Origin of the sequence: Dactylosporangium sucinum (assembly GCF_014647515.1) — a bacterium.
Classification (GTDB): domain Bacteria; phylum Actinomycetota; class Actinomycetes; order Mycobacteriales; family Micromonosporaceae; genus Dactylosporangium; species Dactylosporangium sucinum.
This window is the reverse complement of the sequence record NZ_BMPI01000005.1, coordinates 161,531-172,514: the sequence shown is the minus strand read 5'-3', so window position 1 is coordinate 172,514 and position 10,984 is coordinate 161,531. Positions and strand designations below refer to the sequence as shown.

The 10,984-nt window shown below is 73.1% G+C and carries 10 protein-coding genes; 1 reads left to right on the top strand and 9 read right to left on the bottom strand.

All coding sequences use genetic code 11. The features are described from left to right. Positions 1–21 precede the first annotated feature (21 nt). The 5 genes from IEZ31_RS06560 to IEZ31_RS06540 form a co-directional block, all read right to left on the bottom strand. Complete coding sequence (locus IEZ31_RS06560; protein ID WP_190248826.1) at positions 22–1,224, bottom strand: sensor histidine kinase; 1,203 nt, start codon at positions 1,222–1,224, stop codon at positions 22–24. Between the two features lie 191 nt (positions 1,225–1,415). After that, on the bottom strand, positions 1,416–2,528 hold the full coding sequence (locus IEZ31_RS06555) for an XdhC family protein (protein ID WP_190248825.1): 1,113 nt from the start codon (positions 2,526–2,528) through the stop codon (positions 1,416–1,418). Further along, positions 2,521–3,558: a vWA domain-containing protein gene (locus IEZ31_RS06550; protein WP_190248824.1), complete on the bottom strand. Its 1,038-nt coding sequence runs from the start codon at positions 3,556–3,558 to the stop codon at positions 2,521–2,523. The genes IEZ31_RS06555 and IEZ31_RS06550 overlap by 8 nt, the downstream gene beginning before the upstream one ends. Further along, entirely contained in the window at positions 3,548–4,402 is an 855-nt protein-coding gene (locus IEZ31_RS06545; RefSeq protein ID WP_190248823.1) for an AAA family ATPase, read from the bottom strand. The genes IEZ31_RS06550 and IEZ31_RS06545 overlap by 11 nt, the downstream gene beginning before the upstream one ends. Positions 4,403–4,783: 381 nt before the next feature. Continuing rightward, complete coding sequence (locus IEZ31_RS06540) at positions 4,784–5,344, bottom strand: nucleotidyltransferase family protein (RefSeq protein ID WP_190248951.1); 561 nt, start codon at positions 5,342–5,344, stop codon at positions 4,784–4,786. An 89-nt stretch (positions 5,345–5,433) separates the two neighbouring features. Between IEZ31_RS06540 and IEZ31_RS06535 the strand changes: the two genes are divergently transcribed. Continuing rightward, complete coding sequence (locus tag IEZ31_RS06535; protein ID WP_190248822.1) at positions 5,434–5,931, top strand: NUDIX domain-containing protein; 498 nt, start codon at positions 5,434–5,436, stop codon at positions 5,929–5,931. On the opposite strand, the gene IEZ31_RS06530 is transcribed toward IEZ31_RS06535, so the two are convergent. The 4 genes from IEZ31_RS06530 to ngcE all read right to left on the bottom strand — a co-directional run bounded on the left by IEZ31_RS06530 (position 5,913) and on the right by ngcE (position 10,978). Continuing rightward, complete coding sequence (locus IEZ31_RS06530) at positions 5,913–7,613, bottom strand: bifunctional 3'-5' exonuclease/DNA polymerase (protein ID WP_190248821.1); 1,701 nt, start codon at positions 7,611–7,613, stop codon at positions 5,913–5,915. The two genes, IEZ31_RS06535 and IEZ31_RS06530, sit on opposite strands and share 19 nt — an antisense overlap. A 71-nt stretch (positions 7,614–7,684) precedes the next feature. Further along, the gene (locus IEZ31_RS06525) at positions 7,685–8,602 is read right to left on the bottom strand and encodes a carbohydrate ABC transporter permease (protein WP_190248820.1); all 918 of its coding nucleotides are present in this window, start codon (positions 8,600–8,602) and stop codon (positions 7,685–7,687) included. A gap of 11 nt (positions 8,603–8,613) precedes the next feature. Further along, complete coding sequence (locus tag IEZ31_RS06520) at positions 8,614–9,495, bottom strand: carbohydrate ABC transporter permease (RefSeq protein ID WP_308429353.1); 882 nt, start codon at positions 9,493–9,495, stop codon at positions 8,614–8,616. Between the two features lie 40 nt (positions 9,496–9,535). Further along, positions 9,536–10,978 carry an N-acetylglucosamine/diacetylchitobiose ABC transporter substrate-binding protein gene (gene ngcE, locus IEZ31_RS06515; protein WP_190248818.1) on the bottom strand — a complete coding sequence of 481 codons (1,443 nt, stop codon included), beginning with the start codon at positions 10,976–10,978 and terminating at the stop codon, positions 9,536–9,538. Positions 10,979–10,984 lie beyond the last annotated feature (6 nt).

Here is a 10,984-nt window from a genome sequence, read left to right as displayed (position 1 = left end):
ACTTTCGGCCCGCCGGCGTTCTCAGAGGATCATCAGCGTGAGCGGGAGGGCGACGAACATCGCCGCCGCGGCCACCACCGCCAGGGCCACCGTCCCGGCCCGGGCCGGCGGCTCGGCCGGGGCGGTCTCGGGCGCCTCGTCGGGCTCGGGGGGCGGGGCGCCGATCGGGAGCACCGCCCAGAGCCGGAAGACGCCGTTGGCCAGGCGGTGGTCGAGGAAGCCGCCGGCCGGCCGCACCCGCTCCGCGAGGACCGCGAGCCCGCGGCCGAGTCCGGTGTCGCCGTCGGACAGCGCCGGGTTCGCCACCGAGAGGAGCAGCGCGTCCGGCTCCCACTCCAGGTCGACCGTCACCGGCTGGCCGGGCGCGTGCTGGACCGCGTTGCGCAACCCCTCCTCCACGACCAGGAAGGCGGCCCGCTCGGACGCCCTGGTCATCGTCCCGGGGACGCCGCGCCGGTGGAGGGCGACGGGGACGCCGGCCGCCCGGTACTCCTCGACGACCGGGCCGATCGCGGCCAGGCCCGGCTCGCGGGGGCGCCGCTCGTCGCCGGTGCGCAGCACACCGGCCAGCTGCTGGAACTCGGTGACCGCGCCGCGCACCGACGCGGCCAGCCGGCGCACCCCCTCATGCTCGCCCTCGTACTCTTGCTCGAAGGCCGTGGCCTGGTGCGACACCAGCCCCAGCCGGCGGCCCAGCGAGTCGTGCAGGTCCCGGGCGATCCGGATCCGTTCGCGCAGCCGCTCCTGCTCGGCGACGGCCTCCCGCCGGCGGCGGACCTCGGCGCGGTGGCGGTCGAGGGCGGCGGCCAGGCGGTCCTGCTGCGCGACGTACCGGCCGGACAGCAGCGGGAGCAGCGCGAACACCACGTAGGTGGAGACCAGCACGGCGACCCGGCGGCCGTCGTCGGCCCGGAACGCGAGCTGGGCGCCGAGCGCGCCGGCCACCGCGCCGGCGGCGACCCCGAGGTGGCGGGGCCGGGCCAGCTCCCGGCCGGCCTGGAAGCCGGTCCAGGCCAGCAGCATCGACGCCCCGCCCGTCAGCCCGGCGGGCACGAGCGCGGCTACGAACGCAGCGCGGGCGCTGCGCCACCGCAGCGCCGCGATCAGGCCGACGAGCAGCACGTACACCGGCACGAGCACCGGCTCCACGCCGCCGGGATGCGCGGCGGCCAGCAGCACGCTGTCCACCGCCACGACGCCGGCGGCGCTGATATATCGGTGCATTTCACTACGGTACTTCGCCCTGGCAGCCCGTTTGGTTACAAGTCCATCGCGCCGCCACCCCAACCCCGCCGCGTCGATCTTGCAGTTGTGGTGCCTGACAAACCGGGACATCACGGGAGCGTCCTGGCACCACAACTGCAAGATCGACGCGGAGAGAGACGCGGAGAGAGGCGCGCGGGGCGTGCGGGCGGTCAGTCGTGGTGGATGCGGCCGGCCAGTTCCTTGAGGCGGGCGCCGCCGCCGCCCCAGCGACCGGCGATGATCTCGGCCGCGATGCTCACCGCCGTCTCCTCCGGGGTGCGGGCGCCCAGGTCCAGGCCGATCGGCGAGGACAGGCGGGCCAGCTCCTTCTCGGTCACGCCGGCCTCGCGGAGGCGGGCCATGCGGTCGTCGTGGGTGCGGCGGGAACCCATCGCGCCCACGTACGCGAAGCGCTCGGCGAGGGCCACCTGGAGGACCGGGACGTCGAACTTCGGGTCGTGGGTGAGGACGCAGACCACCGTGCGGTCGTCGACGCGGCCCGCGTCGAGCTCCTGTCTGAGGTACCGGTGCGGCCAGTCCACCACGACCTCGTCGGCGCCGGGGAAGCGCTTCGAGGTGGCGAAGACCGGGCGGGCGTCGCAGACGGTGACGTGGTACCCCAGGAAGGAGCCGATGCGGGCCACCGAGGCGGCGAAGTCGATCGCGCCGAAGACCAGCATGCGCGCGGGCGGGGCGTACGAGGCCACGAACAGGGTCAGGCCCTCGCCGCGGCGCTCGCCGTCGGGGCCGTAGTGGAGGGTCTCGGTGCGGCCGGCCGCGAGCAGGCCGCGGGCGTCGTCGGTGGCGGCGGCGTCGAGGCGCGGGGAGCCGAGCGTGCCGCTCGACGACGACGGCCAGACCACCAGCCGGCGGCCGATGCGGTCGGCCGGGCCCTCGACGACCGAGACCACGGCGACCGGGTCGTGCGCCTCGATCGCGCGGGCGACGGCCTCCAGTTCGGGGAACGTCTCCCGGCTCACCGGCTCGACCAGGAGCTCGATGATGCCGCCACAGGTCAGGCCGACCGCGAAGGCGTCGTCGTCGCTCACGCCGTACCGCTGGACCACCGGCTGTCCGGACTCGACGACCTCCTGCGCGAGCTCGTAGACCGCGCCCTCGACGCAGCCGCCGGAGACGCTGCCGACCGCGGTGCCGTCAGGGCCGACCAGCATCGTCGCCCCGGCCGGGCGGGGCGAGCTGCGCCAGGTCCGCACGACGGTGGCCACGCCGACCGGGTCGCCGGCGCGCCACCAGTCGACGAGCTCGGTCAACACCTCACGCATCGCGAACCTCCTGGACCAGTGCTTCGATCGCCGCCACCGTGTGCCCGGCGACGAGGGCGTCGACGTGCGGCAGCACGGCGGCCAGCCCGGCCGCCGACGGGGTGAATCCGGGCCGGCCCGCGTGCGGGCTGACCCAGATCGTCCGCGCGGCCAGCCGGTGGACGTGGGCGACGGCGGCGCCGAGCCGGGCCGGGTCGCCGCACTCCCAGCCGTCGCTGCAGATGACCACGACGGCGCGCCGGGCCACGCCGCGGTGGCCGTCGCGCCGGACGAACGCGGTGACGGTGTCGGCGAGCCGGGTGCCGCCGCGCCAGTCGGGGATCGCGCGGCCGGCCTCGCGCAGCGCCGCCTCGACGTCGCGGGTGCGCAGCGCCGCGGTCAGCGGGGTGAGCCGGGTGCCGAGCGCGTAGACGGCCGTCCATCGTGGACGGTGCTGGACGAACGCGTGGGCGAGGCGCAGCAGCGCGTCGGCATACGGCGACATGGAGCCGGACACGTCGAGCAGCAGCACCAGGCGGCGCGGGCGGGGGCGCCGCGAGCGGCGCAGCAGCGGTCGGGGCTCGCCGCCGGCCCGCAGCATCGCGCGCACGGTGCGGCGGCGGTCGACGGCGCCGCGGGAGTCGCTCCGGTACCGCCGGCCGGGCCGCTGCGGGTGCGCGCCCGCGAGCCGGGCCAGCAGCCGCGCCGCCTCCGATCGCTCCACAGTGGACAAGGTGGCGAGGTCGCGGTGGCGCAGCACGTCGGCGTCGGCGGCCCGCACGCCGAGCGCCGGGTCGCCGTCGGTCGCCGCCGCCGACGGGGGCATCGTGGCGCGGAACAGCGACCGCTCGGGCAGCCGGCGCACCTGCCACGCGCTGCCGCGCGGGTCGGGGTCGCGGGCCTGGCCGCTGCAGGCGGCGTCGTAGCGGGCGATGTCCTCGGGTGAGCCGCACAGGGTGAGCCGGCCGATCCAGTACGCATGCTCGACGCCCACCTCGTCGAGCGCGGAGAGGAAGGCGATCCGGCGGTCGAGCGGCGCCTCAAACCACATCGGAGGCCCGCACCAGCTCGATGTCCTCGCGCACCTTCAGCACCACGCCCAGCGTCTCCGGGCCGGGTGTTGCGACACCGAGCGCGCTGAGCGCCGCCGCCCAGTCGATCGCCTCCGCCACCCCGGGCGGCTTGACGAGGTCGAGGGTGCGCAGCCGGGCGGTGGCGGCGGCGACCTCGCGGGCGAGGCGCTCGCCGACGCCGGGCAGGCGGCGCCGCACGATCTCGGCCTCACGCTCGGGGGTCGGGTGGCCGACCCAGTGGTACAGGCAGCGCCGCTTCAACGCGTCGTGCACCTCGCGGGTGCGGTTGCTGGTGACCACCACGACCGGGGGCACGAGCGCCTCGATCCGCCCGAGCTCGGGCACGGTCACCGCGGCGTCGGCCAGCAGCTCCAGCAGGAACGCCTCGAACTCGTCGTCGGCCCGGTCGATCTCGTCGACGAGCAGCACGCACGGGGCGCGCTCGATCGCCTGCAGGAGGGGCCGCGCGACCAGGAAGCGGCGGTCGTAGAGGTCGGCCTCCAGCTCGGCCGCCGACAGGGTGCCGTGCGCGGCCGTCTCCACGGCGCGCAGGTGGAGCACCTGGCGGGGGAAGTCCCAGTCGTAGAGGGCCTGGGCGGCGTCGAGGCCCTCGTAGCACTGCAGCCGGATGAGCTCGACGCCGGCGGCCTCGGCCAGGGCGGCGGCGAAGGCCGTCTTGCCGACCCCCGCGTCACCCTCCAGGAAGATCGGCCGGCGCAGGCGCAGCGCGAGGTAGCCCGCCATCGCGAGCCCCTCGTCGGCGAGGTAGCCCACGTCGGCCAGGCCCGCCGCCACAGCGGCCGGCGACGCGAAGTCCGGCACGCGTCAACTATGCGCCACTTTTCATTCGGAAGCGAATGCCGAACGAACCAGCGGCAACACCTCGGTGCCAGCACCGCGACCGGGCCGCTCAGGGCAGCGCCGCGCCGGACGCGAGGCCCGGGCAATCTGCCGGTGCCGATTCTGCCGGTCCTGCCGGCGATCACCCGTTCAGGATCTCATGACGATCGCATCGACGCAGGTCAAGCCGTTGGTCGCCGGCCGTCGCCCGGGCGCGTGACGGCCTCAGCGGCGATGCAGTGCCGCCATCGCGGCTACCCGTAGCGTTACCGGTGCCGGCGCGGTTTCGCGCCGGGCACGGTTTGCCGGGAGCACGTCGGCGGCGCGGGGGCGCCGAATGCTCCCGGCAGGACCCGTCCGCGGTCAGGACTCCGGCGGGACGTCGAGGTCCGTGTCGTCGGCGATGTCCTCGCAGGGCACGCCCTGGACCTGATCGGCATGGGCCACCAGGTAGGCGCGGGCGCCGACGTCGGCCGTGGCCAGTGTGGTCACGCCCGCCCAGTGGTCGCGGCCCAGGATGACCGGGTGGCCGCGCTTGCCCTTGTACGTCGCGGTGAGCAGCGCACCGGGGCCGCCGTCGGTGGCCGCGAGCAGGCGCGCGACCGCGTCGGGGCCGATGCCCGGGGTGTCCACCAGCAGCACCGCCGCCGCGGTGGCGTCGGTGCCGGCGAGGGCGGCCAGCCCGGTCCGCAGCGACGAACCCATGCCGCTCTTCCAGACGGCGTTCTCGACCAGCTCGACGTCGCCGAGCTGCGCCTCGCCGCGCACCCGGGCCGCTTCGGCGCCCAGGACGACGAGAATGCGTGTGCAGCCCCCATCACGCAGGGTGGCCACGGCGCGCTCGACGAGCAGTTGGCCGTCGTCATGACGCACGAGGGCTTTCGGCCCGCCATACCGGCGGCCGCCACCTGCGGCGAGGACCAGTCCGACTATCGTGCTCAGCGGGCACTCCTACCAGCGTCCAACGATGCAGCAGCGCTCAGCCTAATACCCGGTCGGTAGGCTGCGTTCCCATGGCCCTCCACGATCACTGTTCGCACTGCGGTGCCGCCTTCGCGCAGGGGGCCCCATGGCCCCGGATCTGCACCGCCTGCGGCGAGACGACCTGGCGCAACCCGCTGCCGGTGGCGGTCGCGCTCCTGCCGGTGGACACCGACCACGGCCGCGGCCTGGTCCTGGTGCGGCGCGACATCGAGCCGATGCGCGGCGAGCTGGGCCTGCCCGGCGGCTTCATCGAGGTCGGCGAGGCCTGGCGCGAGGCCACCGTCCGCGAGCTGCGCGAGGAGACGACGATCGAGGCCGACGCGGCCGACGTCGAGCTCTTCGACGTGCACAGCGCCGCGAGCGGCACCCTGCTCGTCTTCGGCCTGCTGCCACCCCGCCCGCTGGCCGACCTCCCGCCGTCGGTGCGCACCGAGGAGTCACTCGGCTACGAGATCGCCCTGGAGGCACGCGAGCTGTGCTTCCCGACGCACACGGCGGCGATGGCCCGCTACTTCGCGTCGGCGTAGGCCTCGACGACCGAGACGTCGAGCGGGAAGCGGACCTCGGTCTCGCCGAACAGCAGGCGGCGGGCCTCCTCGGCGGCCGCTTGCACCGCCTCGCTCACCGCCGCGGCCTCGTCGCGCGGGCAGTGCACGACGACCTCGTCGTGCTGGAAGAACACCAGCTCGGCGCGCAGCCCGGTCAGCGCGGCGCGTAATCGGGCCAGCAGCACCAGCGCCCACTCGGCCGCGGTGCCCTGGATGACGAAGTTGCGCGTGAAGCGGCCGCGGGCGCGGCCCCGCGCGCCGCCGCGGTCGTCGGGCTCCGCCCCCTCCCCCGGCCCGTCGAAGCCCTCGCGCCAGGTCACCGACGGGGGCGGGCAGGTGCGGCCAAGCCAGGTGCGGACCAGTCCCCCGGCCTCGCCGGTGCGGGCCGCCTCCTCGACCAGGTCCCACGCGGCCGGATAGAAGCGGCGCAGGGCGGCGAGGGCGGGGGCCGCATTGCCGCCCGTCTGCCCATACATCGCGCCGAGCAGCGCCAGCTTGGCCTTGGCCCGGTCGCCGTCGAAGGCCTCGGCGGCGAGCGCCGCGTAGAGGTCGCCCTCGGCGGCGGCCCGGGCGAGCCGGCCGTCGCCGGAGACGGCGGCGAGCACCCGCGGCTCCAACTGGCCGGCGTCGGCGACGACGAGGGTCCAGCCGGGGTCGGCGACGACGGCCTTGCGGACCACCTTGGGGATCTGCAGGGCGCCGCCCCCGCGCGTGGCCCAGCGGCCCGACACCACGCCCCCCGGGATGTACTCGGCGCGGAAGCGCCCGCCGGTCACCCACTGCTCGAGCCACGTCCAGCCGTGGGCCACCCACAGCCGATACAGCTCCTTGTATTCCAGCAGGATCGGGACGGCCGGGTGGTCGACCTGCTGCAGCTCCCAGCGGCGCGTGGAGCGCAGCATGAAGCCGGCGCGGGCGAACGCGCGCAGCAGCTCGGCCGGGGACTCCGGGTGCACGCGCTGGCCGAGGGCCTCGTTGAGCCGCTCGTTGAGCTCGACCAGCCGGGCGGGCGGGCCGCCGCCCACCGCCGACGGGGCGCCGAGCATCTCCCGGAGCAGGGCGTCGTGCACGTCGGCCCGCCAGGGCAGGCCGGCGCCGCCCATCTCGACGGCGACCAGCGCGCCGGCCGACTCGGCGGCGACGAGCGTGCGCATGGCGCCGGCCCGCGGCGGGAACCCGGGCGCGGCCGGCTCCTGCGCCAGGGCCGCGATCCGGGCCCGCTGGGCGACGTAGACCTCGACCAGGCCGGCGAGCGAGCCGGCCGGGGCCTCCAGGGCGTCGACCTCGAACAGTGAGGCCTGCAGCTCGCCGGGCGGCAGCGCGGCTCGCGACGGCGGGTCGGGCGGGACCGGGCGGCCGGCCAGCCGGGCGCTCGCGGCGGCGACCGAGCGGGGCTCGCCCCACCGTCCCTCGGCCCCCAGCAGCAGGGCCTCCGCCAGCTCGAGGTCGTAACAGCGCTCGACGCGCGCCCCCGCCCGCACAACCCGGGAATAGACGTCGGCCGTGGACGCCCAGAGCCAGCGCGGCCGGTCCGCCGCCTCGATGCGGGCGATGGCCGCGACGAGATCGGGGACCGGCTGCTCGGGGCCGCTGGGCGTGCCGTCGTCGGCCAGTGGCCTCAGCCGGCCACCGGCCCCCTCGGGAAACACCGCGATGAGCACGACCGCATTACATCGCACACCCCTGACAGTTTTCTCAAGAAACCATCAGGGGTGCGCGGGCCTGTCGTGGGTTACTTGACCGCGCCGGCGGTGAGGCCGGCCTGGATCTGGCGCTGGAAGATGACGTACATCACGATCATGGGCAGGATCGAGATCGTCAGCGCGGCGAAGAGGCCGGCCCAGTCGGCCTCGTAGCCGGCGCTCGTCGAGATCTTCGCAATGCCCTGCGTGAGCACCCACTTGTCCGGCGCCTGGGCCATCAGCACCAGCGGCAGCAGGTACTGCCCCCACTGGCCGATGACGTTGAAGATGGTCAGGCTGATCAGGCCCGGCTTGGCCATGGGCAGCATGACCGAGAAGAACAGCCGGGTGTGCGACGCGCCGTCGATCGTCGCCGCCTCGGCCACCGTGTTCGGCAGCGTCCGGAAGAACGAGGTCAGGAAGAAGATCGTGAACGGCAGCGAGTACGCGATGTACACGATGATCAGGCCCGTGTAGCTGCCGAGCAGGCCGAGCTGTTTCACCTGGAAGAACAGCGGCACGACGGCGAGGAACGGCGGGAACGCGATGCCGGCCACGAACAGGAAGTAAATGAACCGGTTGCCGAAGAACCGGTACCGCGCGAGGACGTACGCGGCCATCGCGCTCAGCAGCATCGTGCCGGCGGTCGCGCACGCGACCACGAGGACGCTGTTGAGGAAGTATCGGCCGACGTGCGCCTTGTTCCAGGCCCGGCCCCAGTTCTCCCAGCGCAGGTGGTCCGGCACGCTCCACGGCGTGCTGAAGATCTCGGTGGTGTTCTTGAACGAGGCGAGGAACACCCAGATCAGCGGCAGGATGATCATGAGGGCCCAGATCGCCAGGAAGACGTGGCCGATGCCCCCGGCGATGTTGAGCTGCCGGCGGGGGCGCGGGGCGGCGGGCAGCGCGCCCGGCGCGTGCCGGCCGCTGCGCTGACCCGGCGTGTCGCGGCCGATGATTGCGGTCATGTCCCGGCCTCTCAGTACTCGTAGGTCTCGCGACGGGTGAGCCGCAGCGTGAAGGCGGCGAATACCAGCGACAGCACGCACAGCGCCACGCCGTAGGTGGCGGCGTCGCCATACCGGTTCTGCAGCATGTTGTCGTAGATCTCCAGGCCGAGGACCGTGGTCGCGCCGTCGGGGCCGCCGTCGTCCTGGGCGAGGACCGATACGATCGCGAACGCGTCGAAGGCCAGGATGCCGAGGTACACCCACGCGGTCTGGATGGTGTCCCACAGCAGCGGGAAGGTGACCCGGAAGAACAGCGTCACCTTGTTCGCGCCGTCGAGCTCGGCCGCCTCGTAGATCTCCGCCGGGATGTTGGCCATGCCGGCGGAGAACAGCACCACGTAGAAGCCGACCGCCTGCCAGACGAGCACCGCGATGAGCGACGGCAGGGCGAGATGCTTGTCGATCAGGAACCCGACCGGTTCGTCGAGGCCGAGCTTGAGCAGGACACCGTTGATGAGGCCGGACTCGTTGGGCCGGTACACGGTCGCGAAGAGCACCGCGATGACCGGCACGGCGAGGACCTGGGGGAGGAAGAACACCACCCGGTAGAAACTCGACCCCCAGACCCCCGACGTCTTGCCGCCCCTGCCCTTGCCGCCCACGTTGAGGAGGAAGGCGAAGAGCAGGGCAAAAGCGATCGTGACCAGCGGCAGGAAGACCAGGAGGATCCCGTGATGCTGTAGCGCCTGCCAGAACCGGTCTTCACCCAGCATGCGCTTGTAGTTCTCGGTCCCGACCCAGCGCGGCGCGACGAAGCCTCGCCACTGCTGAAACGACAGAATGATCGTCTGTACGTACGGCCAGAGAACGAAGTACGCGTACAGCACCACCGGCGCAACCAGGAACCCCACAATGAAGGGGTATCTTCCGTGCCGCATGATCAGGCTCCGATCAGCGCTTGAACTTGGTGATCGACGAGTCCTTCTTGATCTCGTCGGCCTTCTTCTGGATGCGCTCGACGAACTGGTCGGCCTTGATGCGGCCGAACATCAGCTCGTTGGTCGCGGTGCGGGCCTCCTTGTCGAGGTCCTTGTACCAACCGTCGAAGAACAGGTTGAACACCTCCTGGCCGGCCGCCTTGAGGGCGTCCTGCGAGGACTGGGTGCCGGGGGTGAAGGTGAGGCCCTCGGTGCTGCCGAGCACCACGGTAGGCGCCTTGACGACCTCGGTGAAGCCCTTGCCGCCGGCCTTCGACAGCATCTGGCGCATGTACTCCAGGCCGCCCTTGGGGTTCTTGCTCTTCGCCAGGACCACGTAGCCCTCACCGGCGGTCGCGCGCAGCGCCGTCGACTTGAGCTTGTCCGAGCCGGTGATGCTCGGGGTGGTCATCATCTGGTACTTGAAGTCGGCCGGTGTGTCCTTCTTCTGCTCGTTCTCGAGCCAGTCACCGGACGGGTACATCGCCAGCTGGTACTGGTTCTGCTTGAGCTGGACGTCGGTGTGCTTGAGACCCTCGGCGCCCTGCAGGTTGTACTTGGCGCCGATCTCGGCCCACGCCTCGGCGGCCTGCTTGACCGCGTCGGCCTTCCAGGCACCGTCCTCAAGGTTGTCGATGTTCTTGAGAACGTCCGCGCCACCGATCTTCGCGGCACTGGTGAGGATGATGTTCCACTGGTAGTACGCGGCGTTGGCGCCGGCGTAGGCGTAGGGCGCGATGCCCTTGGCCTTGATCTTGTCGCAGAGCGCGGTGAACTCGGCCCACGTCTTCGGCGCGGCCCAGCCGTTGTCGGTGAAGAGCTTGCCGGAGTACCAGATGCCGAAGACGGTCGAGACGTAGTACAGGACGAACGGCTTGCCGTTGAACGAGCCGGTGTCGACCGTGCCGGGGACCAGCGTGTCCCGGACCTTCTTCGACGGGTCGTCGACCGACGGCGCGTCGAACAACGCGGTCAGGTCCTGCAGCTGGCCGTCGGCGACGAGCGCGCCGAAGTCCATCGACTTCTCACCGGAGTTGTTCACGAACTCGGGCGCGTTGCCACCCGCGATGAGCGGCTGGACCAGCGTCGAGATCGCCTGGCTCGACTGGTGCTTGACCTCGGACTTCGGGTGCGCCTTCTTGTACAGCGGCTCGTGGACGTCCGTGGCGTACTTGTCGCCGTAGCCGCCGTTGAAGATGACGACGTTGATCGGCTGGTCCTCGGGCGCGCCGAGCGGGTTGTTCGCGGAGACGGCACCGGTGTTGCTGGTGCTCGGCTCGTCCTCGCCGTCCGTCGCGCAGGCGGCGAGCAGGCCCGCGGCCGGCGTGGCGACCAGGCCGGCGACGGCCGCGCGCTGGAGGACGGTCCGCCGCGAGAGCGCGATTGGCTGCGACGGGGACTCGGGGGTAACTGACATGATCTG

Coding starts and splice junctions, on each gene's coding strand:
- IEZ31_RS06550 (WP_190248824.1), bottom strand. CDS start 3,558: ATGTGGTTTGAGGCGCCGCTCGACCGCCGGATCGCCTTCCTCTCCGCG.
- IEZ31_RS06525 (WP_190248820.1), bottom strand. CDS start 8,602: ATGACCGCAATCATCGGCCGCGACACGCCGGGTCAGCGCAGCGGCCGG.
- IEZ31_RS06555 (WP_190248825.1), bottom strand. CDS start 2,528: ATGCGTGAGGTGTTGACCGAGCTCGTCGACTGGTGGCGCGCCGGCGAC.
- IEZ31_RS06535 (WP_190248822.1), top strand. CDS start 5,434: ATGGCCCTCCACGATCACTGTTCGCACTGCGGTGCCGCCTTCGCGCAG.
- ngcE (WP_190248818.1), bottom strand. CDS start 10,978: ATGTCAGTTACCCCCGAGTCCCCGTCGCAGCCAATCGCGCTCTCGCGG.
- IEZ31_RS06560 (WP_190248826.1), bottom strand. CDS start 1,224: ATGCACCGATATATCAGCGCCGCCGGCGTCGTGGCGGTGGACAGCGTG.